The sequence below is a fragment of the Candidatus Pseudomonas auctus genome (genome assembly GCF_048654275.1).
GTDB classification, from domain to species: domain Bacteria; phylum Pseudomonadota; class Gammaproteobacteria; order Pseudomonadales; family Pseudomonadaceae; genus Aquipseudomonas; species Aquipseudomonas pharyngis.
The window spans coordinates 472,440-487,806 of the sequence record NZ_JBJYZK010000003.1 but is presented as its reverse complement, the minus strand read 5'-3'; the positions used below and the strand labels follow the sequence as shown (position 1 = coordinate 487,806).

14 protein-coding genes and 2 tRNA genes are annotated in these 15,367 nt (G+C 58.5%); 15 read left to right on the top strand and 1 reads right to left on the bottom strand.

The genetic code is table 11. The annotated features are described in order from the left end of the window. Positions 1-290 precede the first annotated feature (290 nt). From dnaJ to ACKUG4_RS08660, 6 genes are all read left to right on the top strand, one after another. On the top strand, positions 291-1,415 hold the full coding sequence (dnaJ, locus tag ACKUG4_RS08685) for a molecular chaperone DnaJ (protein WP_039769159.1): 1,125 nt from the start codon (positions 291-293) through the stop codon (positions 1,413-1,415). Positions 1,416-1,424: 9 nt separating this feature from the next. Continuing rightward, positions 1,425-2,231 (top strand): 4-hydroxy-tetrahydrodipicolinate reductase, encoded by an 807-nt coding sequence (gene dapB / locus ACKUG4_RS08680; protein ID WP_007953764.1) that lies wholly within the window; start codon positions 1,425-1,427, stop codon positions 2,229-2,231. A 256-nt stretch (positions 2,232-2,487) separates the two neighbouring features. Continuing rightward, a complete protein-coding gene (carA, locus tag ACKUG4_RS08675) occupies positions 2,488-3,624 on the top strand; it encodes a glutamine-hydrolyzing carbamoyl-phosphate synthase small subunit (protein WP_445433814.1) in 1,137 nt (378 codons plus the stop codon). A 126-nt stretch (positions 3,625-3,750) separates the two neighbouring features. Beyond that, positions 3,751-6,972, top strand: coding sequence for a carbamoyl-phosphate synthase large subunit (carB, locus tag ACKUG4_RS08670; RefSeq protein ID WP_039769162.1), 3,222 nt, complete (start codon positions 3,751-3,753; stop codon positions 6,970-6,972). Continuing rightward, positions 6,969-7,445: a transcription elongation factor GreA gene (gene greA / locus ACKUG4_RS08665; protein WP_007953757.1), complete on the top strand. Its 477-nt coding sequence runs from the start codon at positions 6,969-6,971 to the stop codon at positions 7,443-7,445. Before carB ends, greA begins: the two co-directional genes overlap by 4 nt. A gap of 28 nt (positions 7,446-7,473) precedes the next feature. Further along, positions 7,474-7,878, top strand: coding sequence for an MFS transporter (locus tag ACKUG4_RS08660; RefSeq protein ID WP_236189874.1), 405 nt, complete (start codon positions 7,474-7,476; stop codon positions 7,876-7,878). Positions 7,879-7,887: 9 nt separating this feature from the next. Here ACKUG4_RS08660 and ACKUG4_RS08655 read toward each other — a convergent pair whose 3' ends face one another. Then, on the bottom strand, positions 7,888-8,196 hold the full coding sequence (locus ACKUG4_RS08655; RefSeq protein WP_007953753.1) for a YhbY family RNA-binding protein: 309 nt from the start codon (positions 8,194-8,196) through the stop codon (positions 7,888-7,890). 101 nt (positions 8,197-8,297) lie between these two features. Between ACKUG4_RS08655 and rlmE the strand changes: the two genes are divergently transcribed. The 9 genes from rlmE (at position 8,298) to rimP (ending at position 15,339) form a co-directional block, all read left to right on the top strand. Beyond that, positions 8,298-8,927 (top strand): 23S rRNA (uridine(2552)-2'-O)-methyltransferase RlmE, encoded by a 630-nt coding sequence (gene rlmE / locus ACKUG4_RS08650; protein ID WP_007953751.1) that lies wholly within the window; start codon positions 8,298-8,300, stop codon positions 8,925-8,927. Between the two features lie 202 nt (positions 8,928-9,129). After that, complete coding sequence (gene ftsH, locus ACKUG4_RS08645) at positions 9,130-11,037, top strand: ATP-dependent zinc metalloprotease FtsH (protein WP_011332403.1); 1,908 nt, start codon at positions 9,130-9,132, stop codon at positions 11,035-11,037. Between the two features lie 8 nt (positions 11,038-11,045). Then, positions 11,046-11,897, top strand: a complete 852-nt coding sequence (gene folP, locus ACKUG4_RS08640) for a dihydropteroate synthase (protein ID WP_236189860.1) — start codon at positions 11,046-11,048, stop codon at positions 11,895-11,897. Positions 11,898-11,913: 16 nt separating this feature from the next. Beyond that, positions 11,914-13,251 (top strand): phosphoglucosamine mutase, encoded by a 1,338-nt coding sequence (glmM, locus tag ACKUG4_RS08635; protein WP_039769173.1) that lies wholly within the window; start codon positions 11,914-11,916, stop codon positions 13,249-13,251. 65 nt (positions 13,252-13,316) lie between these two features. Beyond that, the gene (tpiA, locus tag ACKUG4_RS08630) at positions 13,317-14,072 is read left to right on the top strand and encodes a triose-phosphate isomerase (protein WP_007953744.1); all 756 of its coding nucleotides are present in this window, start codon (positions 13,317-13,319) and stop codon (positions 14,070-14,072) included. Between the two features lie 4 nt (positions 14,073-14,076). Further along, positions 14,077-14,460 (top strand): preprotein translocase subunit SecG, encoded by a 384-nt coding sequence (secG, locus tag ACKUG4_RS08625; RefSeq protein WP_011332406.1) that lies wholly within the window; start codon positions 14,077-14,079, stop codon positions 14,458-14,460. Positions 14,461-14,482: 22 nt separating this feature from the next. Then, positions 14,483-14,568, top strand: a tRNA-Leu gene (locus tag ACKUG4_RS08620). A 97-nt stretch (positions 14,569-14,665) separates the two neighbouring features. Further along, positions 14,666-14,742, top strand: a tRNA-Met gene (locus ACKUG4_RS08615). A gap of 138 nt (positions 14,743-14,880) precedes the next feature. Then, positions 14,881-15,339, top strand: coding sequence for a ribosome maturation factor RimP (rimP, locus tag ACKUG4_RS08610; protein WP_039769696.1), 459 nt, complete (start codon positions 14,881-14,883; stop codon positions 15,337-15,339). The last annotated feature ends 28 nt before the right edge of the window (positions 15,340-15,367 follow it).

Genomic DNA, 15,367 nt, shown 5'->3' with positions numbered 1-15,367 from the left:
CCATAACCAAGGCGCTGCGACGACTCATAGCGCGCTATGGGGAGGAGCAGCAACGCAGGGTATGGTACTCAGGCATCGAAATTGCCTAACGAACAAGTCATTCAGTCCGCCCCAGGGTGCTGGCGGTATGGCCGGGAATGCTCCTGCTTTTCGCGCCGTAAATACCGCATGAACCAAAGACCAGGATCGTTGAATTGACGTGAGTTGGGTCCGGGCCTGTATTGGGGCTCAACGAGTTTGGCGAAGCTCAGGAGGGGTTTGCCGAACGTCCTCAAGAGTATGAAGAACTTATGGCTAAGCGTGACTATTACGAAGTGTTGGGTGTTGAGCGCGGCTCAAGCGAAGCAGACCTGAAAAAGGCCTATCGCCGTCTGGCGATGAAGCACCACCCGGACCGTAATCCCGGTGACAAGGCGTCGGAAGATCTGTTCAAGGAGGCCAACGAAGCCTACGAAGTGCTGTCCGATTCCAGCAAGCGTGCAGCGTACGATCAGTACGGTCATGCCGGCGTCGATCCGAGCATGGGTGGCGGCGGTGCAGGCTTCGGCGGTCAGAACTTCTCCGACATCTTCGGTGATGTCTTCAGTGACTTCTTCGGTGGCGGTCGCGGCGGCTCCCGTGGCGGCGCGCAGCGCGGCAGCGATTTGCGTTACACCCTCGAGCTGAACCTGGAAGAAGCGGTACGCGGTACGACCGTGAATATCCGCGTTCCGACGCTGGTCAATTGCAAACCATGCGACGGTTCGGGCGCCAAGAAAGGCTCGTCGCCATCGACTTGCCCGACTTGCGGCGGCATCGGTCAGGTGCGTATGCAGCAAGGCTTCTTCTCGGTGCAGCAGACCTGCCCGCGCTGTCATGGCCAGGGCAAGATCATTTCCGATCCGTGCGATTCCTGCCACGGCGACGGTCGCGTCGAAGAGTACAAAACCCTCTCCGTCAAAGTGCCGGCCGGTGTCGACACTGGTGACCGCATTCGTCTGTCCGGCGAAGGCGAAGCGGGCACTCAGGGTGGTCCGACCGGCGACCTGTACGTGGTGATCAACGTCCGCGAACACGACATCTTCCAGCGTGACGGCAAGCACCTGTTCTGCGAAGTGCCGATCAGCTTTGTCGACGCGGCCCTGGGTGGCGAGCTGGAAATTCCGACCCTCGACGGTCGCGTCAAACTGAAGATTCCGGAAGGGACACAGACCGGCAAGCAGTTCCGCGTACGCGGTAAAGGTGTTGCGCCAGTGCGTGGCGGTGGTGCGGGCGACCTGATGTGTCGTGTGGCCGTCGAGACGCCGGTCAATCTGAACCGTCGTCAGCGTGAATTGCTGGAAGAGTTCCGCAGTTCCCTGGCGGACGACAACAGCCACTCCCCGAAAACCACCGGTTGGTTCGACGGTGTGAAACGCTTCTTCGGCGATCTGTAAGGAGTCGGCATGCGACGTATAGCTGTGATGGGCGCTGCCGGGCGCATGGGCAAGATTCTGGTCGAGGCGGTGCAGCAGCGCGCGCCGCTGACCGGTTTGACGGCTGCGATTGTTCGTCCTGGCAGTACGCTGATCGGTGTGGATGCCGGTGAGCTGGCTTCGCTCGGTCGAATCGGCGTGCCGCTGTCCGGGAATCTGGAGTCGGTGGCGGAAGAGTTCGATGTGTTGATCGACTTCACCTTGCCGGAAGTGATGCTGAAAAACCTGGCCTTCTGCCGCAAGGCCGGCAAGGCGATGGTGATTGGCACGACCGGGCTGGATGCTGCGCAGAAGCAGTTGCTGGCCGAGGCGGGCAAGGATATTCCGATCGTGTTCGCCGCCAACTTCAGTGTCGGCGTCAACCTTTCGCTGAAGCTGCTCGACATGGCGGCACGGGTGTTGGCGGAAGATGCGGACATCGAAATCATTGAGGCCCATCACCGCCACAAGATCGATGCGCCGTCGGGCACGGCCCTGCGCATGGGTGAAGTGATCGCCAATGCGCTGGATCGTGATCTGCAGAAGGTTGCGGTCTATGGTCGTGAAGGCCACACCGGTGCCCGTGAGCGTGAGACCATCGGCTTCGCCACTGTTCGCGGTGGTGATGTAGTGGGCGATCACACGGTGTTGTTTGCCTGCGAAGGCGAACGTCTGGAGATCACGCACAAGGCTTCGAGTCGCATGACGTTTGCCAAGGGCGCGGTGCGTGCGGCGTTGTGGCTGGATGCTCGCGAGCCTGGTTTGTACGACATGCAGGACGTGCTCGACCTGCATTGAGATGTTATGAATCCGGCGCAAACGCCCTGTTTGTGCCGGTTTCAATCCGCTGAGCGACGCCCTGTCGCATTCTCCGGCCTTTCAGGCTCATTGGCGGTAGACCAAAAATCCCTTTTTCTGTAAGCTACAGCTTTAGTGTGTCCACTAAAAGCGCGCAGAATAATTCAGTGAAGAAGCGGGGTGACGTGTCCATACGTCACTCCGCTTTTTTACAACCTGCGATTGCCCTTTCATGCGTTATTTACGGGAGGTCTTCTTGACTAAGCCAGCCATACTCGCCCTTGCTGATGGCAGCATTTTTCGCGGCGAAGCCATTGGAGCCGACGGTCAGACCGTTGGTGAGGTGGTGTTCAACACCGCAATGACCGGCTATCAGGAAATCCTTACCGATCCTTCCTACGCCCAACAGATCGTTACCCTGACTTACCCGCACATCGGCAACACCGGCACGACGCCGGAAGACGCCGAGTCCGACCGCGTCTGGTCCGCTGGTCTGGTCATCCGTGACCTGCCGCTGGTAGCGAGCAACTGGCGTAACACGATGTCCCTGTCCGATTACCTGAAAGCCAATAATGTTGTGGCGATCGCCGGTATCGACACCCGCCGCCTGACCCGCATCCTGCGTGAAAAAGGCGCACAGAACGGCTGCATCATGGCCGGCGACAACATTTCCGAAGAGGCGGCCATCGCCGCTGCGCAAGGCTTCCCGGGCCTGAAGGGCATGGACCTGGCGAAAGTCGTCAGCACCAAGACCCAATACGAATGGCGCTCCACTGTCTGGGATCTGAAAACCGACAGCCACGCGACCATCGAAGCCTCCGAGCTGCCATACCACGTGGTTGCCTACGACTACGGCGTCAAGGTCAACATCCTGCGCATGCTGGTCGAGCGCGGTTGCCGCGTGACCGTGGTTCCGGCGCAAACCCCGGCTACCGACGTACTGGCTCTGAAGCCGGACGGCGTGTTCCTGTCCAACGGCCCTGGTGACCCGGAGCCTTGCGACTACGCGATCAAGGCCATCAAGGAAGTGCTGGAAACCGAAATTCCGGTCTTCGGCATCTGCCTCGGTCACCAGCTGCTGGCCTTGGCCTCCGGCGCCAAGACCCTGAAAATGGGCCACGGCCACCACGGTGCCAACCACCCGGTTCAGGATCTGGACACTGGCGTCGTGATGATCACCAGCCAGAACCACGGTTTCGCGGTTGACGAAGCGACCCTGCCAGCCAACGTCCGCGCGATCCATAAATCGCTGTTCGACGGCACTCTGCAAGGCATCGAGCGTACCGACAAGAGCGCGTTCAGCTTCCAGGGTCACCCTGAAGCGAGCCCGGGCCCGAACGATGTAGCCCCCCTGTTTGACCGCTTCATCAACGAGATGGCCAAGCGACGCTAAGCGCTCGCCTTGAGACTGTAGCGAGAAGCCCCTCGAGGGCGGCCCCGGAACCGGCGGCCCCCTCGGGACTTCAGAAATCGATCAAGACGGCTTGCCGACTGACCTGCGGATTTGAGTGACAAACCCATGCCAAAACGTACAGACATTAAAAGCATCCTGATTCTCGGCGCTGGCCCGATCGTTATCGGCCAGGCCTGCGAATTCGACTACTCCGGCGCCCAGGCTTGCAAAGCCCTGCGCGAAGAGGGTTACCGCGTCATCCTGGTGAACTCCAACCCGGCCACCATCATGACCGACCCGGACATGGCCGACGCCACCTACATCGAGCCGATTAAGTGGCAGACCGTTGCCAAGATCATCGAAAAAGAGCGTCCGGATGCCGTGCTGCCAACCATGGGCGGCCAGACTGCTCTGAACTGCGCCCTGGACCTGGAGCGCGAAGGTGTTCTGGAAAAGTTCGGCGTAGAGATGATCGGTGCCAATGCCGACACCATCGACAAGGCTGAAGACCGCTCGCGTTTCGACAAGGCGATGAAAGCCATCGGCCTGGAATGCCCGCGTTCGGGGATCGCCCACAGCATGGAAGAAGCCAACGCGGTGCTCGAGCGCCTGGGCTTCCCGTGCATCATCCGTCCGTCCTTCACCATGGGCGGCACTGGTGGCGGTATCGCTTACAACCGTGAAGAGTTCGAAGAAATCTGCGCCCGTGGTCTGGACCTGTCGCCAACCAAAGAGCTGCTGATCGACGAATCGCTGATCGGCTGGAAAGAATATGAAATGGAAGTTGTCCGCGACAAAAAGGACAACTGCATCATCGTCTGCTCGATCGAAAACTTCGACCCGATGGGCGTGCACACCGGTGACTCGATCACTGTTGCCCCGGCTCAGACCCTGACCGACAAGGAATACCAGATCCTGCGTAACGCCTCGCTGGCGGTACTGCGTGAGATCGGCGTCGAGACCGGTGGTTCCAACGTTCAGTTCGGTATCTGCCCAGACACCGGCCGCATGGTCGTGATCGAGATGAACCCGCGTGTATCCCGCTCGTCGGCTCTGGCCTCGAAAGCCACCGGTTTCCCGATCGCCAAGATCGCGGCCAAGCTGGCCGTCGGTTACACCCTCGACGAATTGCAGAACGACATCACCGGCGGCCGTACCCCGGCGTCCTTCGAGCCGTCCATCGACTACGTCGTGACCAAGCTGCCGCGCTTCGCTTTCGAGAAGTTCGCCAACGCTGACGCGCGCCTGACCACTCAGATGAAGTCGGTCGGTGAAGTCATGGCCATCGGCCGTACCTTCCAGGAATCCCTGCAGAAAGCCCTGCGCGGTCTGGAAGTGGGCGTTTGCGGTCTGGACGAGAAGGTCGACCTGAGCAACCCGGAAAGCATGAGCGTGCTCAAGCGCGAGCTGACCGTGCCGGGCGCCGAGCGTATCTGGTACGTGGCGGACGCCTTCCGCGCCGGCATGACCGTCGAAGAAATCTTCGGCATGAACATGATCGATCCGTGGTTCCTGGTGCAGATCGAAGATCTGATCAAGGACGAAGAGAAGGTCAAGACCCTCGGTCTGTCCGCTATCGACCGCGATCTGATGTACAAGCTCAAGCGCAAAGGTTTCTCCGACCAGCGTCTGGCCAAGCTGCTGGGCGTCACCGAGAAGAACCTGCGCACTCACCGCCACAAGTTGGAAGTGTTCCCGGTCTACAAACGCGTCGACACCTGCGCGGCCGAGTTCGCCACCGACACCGCCTACCTGTATTCGACCTACGAGGAAGAATGTGAAGCCGCGCCGTCCGGTCGCGACAAGATCATCATCCTCGGCGGTGGCCCGAACCGTATCGGTCAGGGCATCGAGTTCGACTACTGCTGCGTTCACGCGGCACTGGCGCTGCGCGATGACGGTTACGAGACCATCATGGTCAACTGCAACCCGGAAACCGTTTCCACTGACTACGACACTTCCGACCGTCTGTACTTCGAGCCGGTGACCCTGGAAGACGTCCTGGAAATCTGCCGCGTCGAGAAGCCGAAAGGCGTGATCGTCCAGTACGGCGGCCAGACGCCTCTGAAGCTGGCTCGCGCCCTGGAAGCAGCCGGCGTGCCGATCATCGGCACCAGCCCTGATGCCATCGACCGCGCCGAAGACCGTGAGCGCTTCCAGCAAATGGTCGAGCGCCTGAACCTGCGTCAGCCGCCAAACGCCACCGTGCGCAGCGAAGACGAAGCTGTTCGCGCTGCCGCGAAGATCGGTTACCCGCTGGTGGTGCGTCCGTCCTACGTACTGGGCGGCCGGGCGATGGAAATCGTCTACAAGGAAGAAGAGCTCAAGCGTTACCTGCGTGACGCGGTGCAAGTGTCGAACGACAGCCCGGTGCTGCTCGACCACTTCCTCAACTGCGCCATCGAGATGGACGTGGATGCGGTCTGCGACGGCAAGGACGTCGTGATTGGCGCGATCATGCAGCACATCGAACAGGCGGGCGTTCACTCCGGTGACTCCGCGTGCTCGCTGCCGCCGTATTCGCTGCCGGCGCACATCCAGGACGAAATGCGTGAACAGGTCAAAAAAATGGCCCTGGAACTGGGTGTGGTCGGCCTGATGAACGTTCAGTTGGCGCTGCAAGGCGAAGACATCTACGTCATCGAAGTCAACCCGCGCGCTTCCCGTACCGTGCCTTTCGTGTCCAAGTGCATCGGGATTTCCCTGGCCATGGTCGCGGCTCGTGTGATGGCCGGTAAAACCCTGAAGGAAATCGGCTTCACCAAGGAAATCATTCCGAACTTCTACAGCGTGAAAGAGGCGGTGTTCCCGTTCGCCAAATTCCCTGGCGTTGACCCGATCCTCGGCCCTGAGATGAAGTCCACTGGTGAAGTGATGGGCGTCGGCGACACCTTCGGCGAAGCCTTTGCCAAAGCCCAGATGGGCGCCAGCGAAGTGCTGCCGACCGGCGGTACCGCATTCATCAGCGTGCGTGACGATGACAAGCCGCTGGTTGCAGGCGTGGCTCGTGATCTGATCAACTTGGGCTTCGAAGTCGTCGCCACTGCCGGCACTGCCAAGCTGATCGAAGCCGCAGGTCTGAAAGTGCGTCGCGTGAACAAGGTGACCGAGGGTCGTCCGCATGTGGTCGACATGATCAAGAATGACGAAGTCACTCTGATCATCAACACCACCGAAGGTCGTCAATCGATCGCCGATTCCTATTCCATTCGCCGTAACGCCTTGCAGCACAAGATTTACTGCACCACCACCATTGCTGCTGGCGAAGCTATCTGCGAAGCGCTGAAGTTCGGTCCCGAGAAGACCGTACGCCGCTTGCAGGATCTACACGCAGGATTGAAGGCATGAATAAATACCCAATGACCGTTCAGGGCTCCAAGGCCCTGGAAGAAGAGCATGCTCACCTGACCAAGGTCGTTCGTCCGAAGCTCAGCCAGGACATCGGTACGGCCCGCGAGTTGGGTGACTTGAAAGAAAACGCTGAATACCATGCTGCGCGCGAACAGCAGGGCATGGTCGAGGCGCGGATCCGTGACATCGAAGGTCGCCTGCAGAACGCGGTGATCATCGATGTGACGACCATTCCGCACACCGGCAAAGTGATTTTCGGCACCACCGTCGAAATCGCCAACGTCGAGACTGATGAAAGCGTCACTTACCAGATCGTGGGTGAGGACGAAGCGGACATCAAGCTCGGCAAGATTTCGGTAGGTTCCCCAATCGCCCGCGCCTTGATTGCCAAGGAAGAGGGCGATACGGTCGTCGTGAAAACGCCAGGTGGCGATATCGAGTACGAGATTGTCGAAGTCCGTCACATCTGAGGGTGGGCGCCCGTTGCGTGCGGGCGCGATGCTCTGGCAACTGGCCCAGATGTTGTGGGTCGGTGGCCTGTGGCTGGTACACCTCGGTCTGCGGCCGGTGCTGGGTCAGATTGGCCTGGCTCCGCTGCTGATCGATGAGGTTGCAAGTACGTTTGAAGTGGCGGTAGTGGGTTTTGCCGTCGCGTGCGTGATATTTCAGGCTTTGGTGCTGGTACAGGCCGAGGGCATTGCCAGTCTATGGCGGGATTTTCGCGGGCAGGTATTGCTGATGGCGTTGTATGCGTGTGCGATGTTTGTCGCAGTGCGTGTCGGCTGGCCGGATGCGCAGCGCTGGCAGGTGTTCAGCTTTCTTGTGTTGGGTTTTTCCGGGTTGGTGCTGGTATTGCAGCCGGTGCCGGGATGGAGTGGCAGGGTGCGCGAAGCACACCCTTGACCCTTGCCATCACTTGAAGCGATGGACGTTCGACAGCTGCTTGTTGACGCTGAAGTTCTTGCGGTAAATCAGTGCCATCTTGCCGATGACTTGAACCAGATCGGCCTTGCCGGTCTTGCACAGCTCTGCAACGGACGCCAGGCGCGCCTCGCGATCGAGGATGTTGAGCTTGATCTTGATCAGCTCGTGATCTGCCAATGCGCGTTCGAGTTCGGCTAAAACACCCTCAGTCAAACCGTTGTCAGCCACAGTCAGAACTGGTTTCAGGTGGTGACCAATGGATTTGTACTGTTTCTTCTGCTCTGGAGTGAGCGGCATAATCTGACCCTTTCGTCTGGATTCTGTAAAATGGCGGCCATTTTACCCGAGGGCTCGTGGATCCGCCCAATTAATCACGACCCTAATCAACGAGGTGCCCAATGGCGCGTTCCAAGACAAGCCTTGGTTGGCTGAAAAGACATGTCAATGATCCCTATGTGAAGCAAGCGCAGAAGGATGGCTACCGCTCGCGTGCGAGTTACAAGCTTCTGGAGATCCAGGAGAAATACAAACTGATCCGTCCGGGCATGAACGTCGTCGACCTGGGCGCGGCGCCTGGCGGCTGGTCGCAGGTCACCAGCCGGCTGATCGGTGGTCAGGGGCGACTGATCGCCTCGGACATCCTGGAAATGGACAGCATCCCGGACGTGACTTTCATCCAGGGTGACTTCACCGAGGATGCAGTGCTCGCTCAGATCCTTGAGGCTGTGGGTAATTCGCAGGTGGACCTTGTGATTTCCGATATGGCCCCCAATATGAGTGGTACGCCTGAAGTGGACATGCCAAAAGCCATGTTCCTTTGCGAGCTGGCGCTTGATCTGGCGGAACGGATACTCAAGCCGGGTGGCAATTTCGTGATCAAGATTTTTCAGGGCGAAGGGTTCGATGTCTACCTGAAGGATGCTCGCAAGAAGTTCGACAAGATCCAGATGATCAAGCCGGACTCCTCTCGTGGCAGCTCTCGTGAGCAATATATGCTGGCATGGGGCTACCGCGGTCGTAGCGAGTAAAACGAGGTTTTTTGGCGGGGTGATAGGTTTTTCGTATTTCGCCCCGCGCGCATAAGCGAATATTGTGTAGAAAGTGTTTCACAAAGGGTTACAGACGGCGCCTGCCAGAGCTGTAGGTAATGTAGTAAGTTAGGCCGGTGAATATCATGCGAAGCGCGCGCCAGTAGCGGAGCTTGCTTCAGAGGGTAGTTAATTGAACGATATGGCAAAGAATCTGATCCTGTGGTTGATCATCGCGGCAGTCCTGGTGACGGTGATGAACAACTTCTCCAGCCCTAACGAGCCGCAGACCCTCAACTATTCCGACTTCATCCAGCAGGTCAAGGATGGCAAGGTCGAGCGCGTGGCTGTCGACGGCTACGTGATTACCGGCAAGCGCAACGATGGCGACAGCTTCAAGACCATTCGTCCGGCAATCCAGGACAATGGCTTGATCGGCGACCTGGTCGACAACCACGTCGTGGTCGAAGGCAAGCAGCCTGAGCAGCAAAGTATCTGGACCCAGCTTCTGGTAGCCAGCTTCCCGATCCTGGTGATCATCGCGGTGTTCATGTTCTTCATGCGCCAGATGCAGGGCGGCGCTGGCGGCAAGGGCGGGCCGATGAGCTTCGGCAAGAGCAAGGCGCGTCTGCTGTCCGAAGATCAGGTGAAAACCACACTGGCTGACGTTGCCGGTTGCGACGAAGCCAAGGAAGAAGTGGGCGAACTGGTCGAGTTCCTCCGTGATCCGGGCAAGTTCCAGCGCCTGGGCGGCCGCATTCCTCGCGGCGTGCTGATGGTTGGTCCTCCGGGTACAGGTAAAACCTTGCTGGCCAAGGCGATTGCCGGCGAAGCCAAGGTGCCGTTCTTCACCATTTCCGGTTCCGACTTCGTCGAAATGTTCGTCGGTGTCGGTGCCAGCCGCGTTCGTGACATGTTCGAACAGGCCAAGAAACACGCACCATGCATCATCTTCATCGACGAGATTGACGCCGTTGGTCGCCATCGTGGCGCCGGTATGGGCGGCGGTCACGACGAGCGCGAACAGACTCTCAACCAGTTACTGGTGGAGATGGACGGTTTCGAAATGAACGACGGCATCATCGTCATCGCCGCGACTAACCGTCCTGACGTGCTGGACCCTGCTTTGCTGCGTCCGGGTCGTTTCGACCGTCAGGTGGTGGTCGGCTTGCCGGACATCCGTGGTCGCGAGCAGATCCTCAAGGTTCACATGCGTAAAGTGCCAATGGGTGATGATGTTGCTCCGGCTGTTATCGCACGTGGTACTCCGGGTTTCTCCGGCGCCGACCTGGCGAACCTGGTCAACGAGGCTTCGCTGTTCGCTGCCCGTGCCGGCAAGCGCATCGTCGAAATGAAAGAATTCGAACTGGCCAAAGACAAGATCATGATGGGCGCCGAGCGCAAATCCATGGTCATGTCCGAGAAGGAAAAGCAGAACACCGCTTATCACGAAGCAGGCCACGCCATTGTCGGTCGCGTCGTGCCCGAGCATGATCCGGTCTACAAGGTGTCGATCATCCCTCGCGGTCGTGCGTTGGGTGTGACCATGTTTCTGCCGGAAGAGGATCGTTACAGCCTGTCCAAGCGTGCGCTGATCAGTCAGATCTGCTCGCTGTACGGCGGCCGTATTGCTGAAGAGATGACTTTGGGCTTTGACGGTGTGACGACTGGTGCTTCCAACGACATCATGCGTGCGAGTCAGATTGCGCGGAACATGGTGACCAAGTGGGGTCTGTCGGAAAAACTCGGTCCGTTGATGTACGCCGAAGAAGAGGGGGAAGTATTCCTCGGTCGCGGCGGTGGCGGTCAGAATGCCAGCTTCTCCGGTGAGACAGCCAAGCTGATCGACTCTGAAGTACGCAGCATCATCGATCAGTGCTACGGCACGGCCAAACAGATCCTCACGGACAACCGCGACAAGCTCGATGCCATGGCGGATGCACTGATGAAGTACGAGACGATCGATGCCGAGCAGATCGACGACATCATGGCTGGTCGTACACCTCGCGAGCCTCGCGATTGGTCGGGCGGCACCGGTACTGGCACACCGCCTGTCATTCAGGGCGAGCGTCCGGAAACACCGATTGGCGGTCCGGCTGCCGACGTTTAAGGTTTGAAATGACTTCTGTACAGTCCCTGACCCGGTTGCCTTGCGGCAACCGGGTTCTTGATTTGGCCCGGACGCATGTCATGGGCATTCTCAATGTCACTCCTGATTCTTTTTCCGACGGTGGCCGATACAGCCAGCTCGACGCGGCCTTGCGTCATGCCGAAGCCATGGTTGCGGCGGGTGCAACGCTGATCGATGTGGGCGGCGAGTCGACCCGCCCGGGCGCGCGGGCGGTTTCTCCGTTGGAGGAGCTGGAACGTGTCGCTCCCGTCGTCGAGCTTATCAATCGCGAACTGGATGTGGTCATATCGGTCGATACGTCCACTCCGGCGGTCATGCGCGAAACAGCGCGTTTGGGTGCTGGCTTGATCAACGACGTTCGTTCGCTACGGCGGGATGGCGCGCTTGATGCGGCGGCGGCCACGGGATTGCCCGTGTGCCTGATGCACATGCTCGGCGAGCCTGGCGATATGCAGGATGATCCGCGTTATCAGGATGTCACCCGGGAAGTGGGTGAGTTTCTTGCCGAACGCATGGTTCAGTGCGAGGAGGCAGGCATTCCGGCCGAGCGGATCATTCTTGATCCGGGCTTCGGCTTCGCCAAAACCCTGCAGCACAATCTAAGCTTGTTCAAGCATATGGAAGCCCTGCATGCGTTGGGGCGGCCGCTATTGGTGGGCGTTTCGCGCAAAAGCATGATCGGCCATGCATTGAATCGCCCCGTGGGTGAGCGTCTGTATGGCGGTTTGGCACTGGCTGCACTGGCATCGGTGAAAGGCGCGCGTATATTGCGCGTCCATGATGTGGCGGAAACGGTGGACGTGGTGCGAATGCTCGCAGCCGTGGAATCAGCCGAATAAGAATGATGGAGCACTTATGAGCAAGAAATATTTTGGTACCGACGGGATTCGTGGTCGCGTCGGGGAATACCCGATCACTCCGGACTTCATGCTCAAGCTCGGCTGGGCTGCCGGTATGGCCTTTCGCAAGATGGGTGCCTGCAAGGTGCTGGTCGGCAAGGACACGCGAATTTCCGGCTACATGTTCGAATCGGCACTTGAGGCTGGCCTGACATCGGCGGGCGCCGATGTAATGCTGCTCGGTCCGATGCCGACTCCGGCCATCGCCTACCTGTCGCGTACATTCCAGGCTGAGGCCGGAATCGTGATCAGTGCATCGCACAATCCGCATGACGATAACGGCATCAAGTTTTTCTCCGGCAAGGGCACCAAGCTGCCCGATGAGCTGGAACTGATGATCGAGGAATTGCTCGATACGCCAATGACTGTTGTGGAGTCGAGCAAGATTGGCAAGGTGTCGCGAATCAATGATGCGTCCGGTCGCTATATCGAGTTTTGCAAGAGCTCTGTGCCGACCGGCACCAGTTTTTCCGGACTGAAGATTGTCATCGACTGCGCGCACGGAGCTACCTACAAGGTCGCGCCGAGCGTATTCCGTGAGTTGGGTGCCGAAGTTGTGGTTCTGTCCGCGCAGCCCAATGGTCTGAATATCAACGACAACTGTGGCTCCACGCACATGGGGCAATTGCAGGCGGCGGTGTTGTCCGAGCATGCGGATCTGGGTATCGCCTTCGATGGTGATGGTGATCGGGTGCTGATGGTCGACCACACCGGGGCGATAGTCGATGGTGACGAGCTGATTTTCATCATCGCGCGCGATCTGCATGAGCGAGGCAAATTGCAGGGCGGTGTGGTCGGTACGCTGATGAGCAATCTGGGCCTGGAGTTGGCTCTGGCGGATCTGGGTATTCCTTTTGTGCGTGCAAATGTCGGCGACCGCTATGTGATTGCTGAATTGCTGGAGCGCGATTGGCTGGTCGGGGGCGAGAACTCCGGACATGTCGTTTGCTTCAACCACACGACGACTGGCGATGCGATCATTGCGGCGTTGCAGGTGCTGATGGCATTGAAAACACGCAACGAAGGACTGGCGCAAACTCGTCAGGCCCTGCGTAAGTGTCCTCAAGTGCTGATCAACGTGCGCTTCGGCGGTGGCGACAGCCCGCTGGAGCACCCGGCTGTCAAGGAGGCGAGCGCACGCGTAACCCAGGCTATGGCGGGGCGCGGGCGTGTGCTTTTGCGCAAGTCCGGGACAGAGCCTCTGGTACGTGTGATGGTCGAAGGCGAGGACGAAATCCAGGTTCGTGGCTATGCCGAAGAACTGGCAAAACTGGTAACTGAAGTTTCTGCCTGATTCGGCTTGCCAGCCATGATTGTGTTGGGTAACATCTGCGCCCACTTTGACCGACGAGGTACAGCATGCGTCGCCCTATGGTAGCTGGTAACTGGAAGATGCACGGTACCCGCGCCAGCGTCGCTGAGCTGATCAACGGCCTTCGTCATCTGGCCTTGCCAAGCGGTGTTGATGTCGCGGTATTCCCGCCTTGCTTGTATATCAATCAAGTGATTGATGGCTTGAAAGGCAAATCGATTTCGGTCGGTGCGCAGAATTCTGCGGTGGAATCCATGCAAGGTGCATTGACGGGCGAGATTGCGCCGAGTCAGTTGGTGGATGCAGGTTGTTCCCTGGTGCTTGTCGGGCACTCCGAACGCCGCCAGATCATGGGTGAGCGAGACGGAATGCTGAATCGCAAGTTCGCAGCGGCACAGGCATGTGGCTTGATTCCGGTGTTGTGTGTAGGGGAGACCCTGGAGCAGCGCGAAGCCGGAAAGACTCTTGAGGTTGTCGGGCGTCAGCTGGGCAGTATCATCGAGGAGCTGGGTGTCGGTGCTTTTGCCAACGCAGTGATCGCTTACGAGCCGGTCTGGGCGATTGGTACCGGGCTGACTGCAACGCCGCAACAGGCTCAGGATGTGCATAAAGCCATTCGCGAGCAGTTGGCGGCAGAGAATTCTGAAGTGGCACGAGGTGTGCGGCTTCTATACGGCGGCAGCGTGAAGGCGGCCAATGCGGTCGAACTGTTCGGCATGCCGGATATCGATGGGGGGCTCATTGGTGGAGCTTCCCTGAATGCAGATGAGTTCGGTGCGATTTGTCGCGCCGCGGGAAACTGAAAAAATGCTGGAAACAGTCGTAGTCGTTTTTCATCTGCTGGGTGCATTGGGCGTAGTTGCTCTGGTTTTGCTGCAGCAGGGTAAAGGTGCGGACGCTGGCGCGTCTTTCGGAGCAGGTGCTTCAAATACTGTGTTCGGAAGCCAAGGTTCCTCTACCTTTCTTAGTAAGTTTACTGCTATACTTGCCGCCGGTTTCTTCATAACCAGCTTGGGGTTAGGATACTTTGCTAAAGAGAAGGCTCATCAGCTGACTCAAGCAGGTTTGCCAAACCCGGCAGTGTTGGAAGTTCCAAAGCAACAACCGGCTTCTGATGATGTCCCGGTGCTTCAAGAGCAAAAGTCGGCTACTCCAGCGACTGACGTACCTCCAGCTCAAGAGCAGAAGTAAGAAGGGTTTCAAACGTAGTATTGCCGAGGTGGTGGAATTGGTAGACACGCAACCTTGAGGTGGTTGTGCCCATAGGGTGTAGGGGTTCGAGTCCCCTTCTCGGTACCAATTAGTCAGGAGAGCCCGCTGTTGCGGGCTTTCTTGCAGGTGGAAGGTTACATTGACCCTAAAAGGGATCGGTCGTATACTTCCGCCCCAGCTTTGTCGCGGGGTGGAGCAGTCTGGTAGCTCGTCGGGCTCATAACCCGAAGGTCGTCGGTTCAAATCCGGCCCCCGCAACCAGTTTAAGGAGCCCCTTTTAAGGGGCTTTTTGTTAGCTGGACACTTTCAACGCCGCTGTTCGACGGCGTTTCAAGGATGGGCGTTTCGCCCATTTTTTTATTTTGCATAGCATGCACATACATGCACGAGGGGGTTCAGGTGTCGAGCAAGCTAGAAGAGTTGCAGGCCTTGCTGGCCCCGGTGGTCGTGGCCCTAGGCTATGAATGCTGGGGTATTGAGTTTTCGGCTCAAGGTCGCCACTCAATGTTGCGCGTTTATATCGATAAGGAAGGCGGCGTACTGGTGGACGATTGTGCCATCGTCAGCCGTCAGATCAGCGGTGTGCTGGATGTTGAAGATCCGATCTCCGTTGAATACACCCTTGAAGTTTCCTCGCCAGGCATGGAACGCCCACTGTTCACTCTTGAGCAGTTTGCCAAATATGTCGGTGAACAAGTGAAGATCAAGCTGCGCTCGCCTTTTGAAGGTCGACGCAACTTTCAGGGCCTTCTGCGCGGTGTAGAAGAACAGGACGTCGTGGTGCAGGTAGATGACCATGAGTTCCTGTTGCCGATCGATATGATCGACAAGGCCAACATTATTCCCAGTTTTGACTGAGACGCGGATCCCGCGGATCCAATGGCTT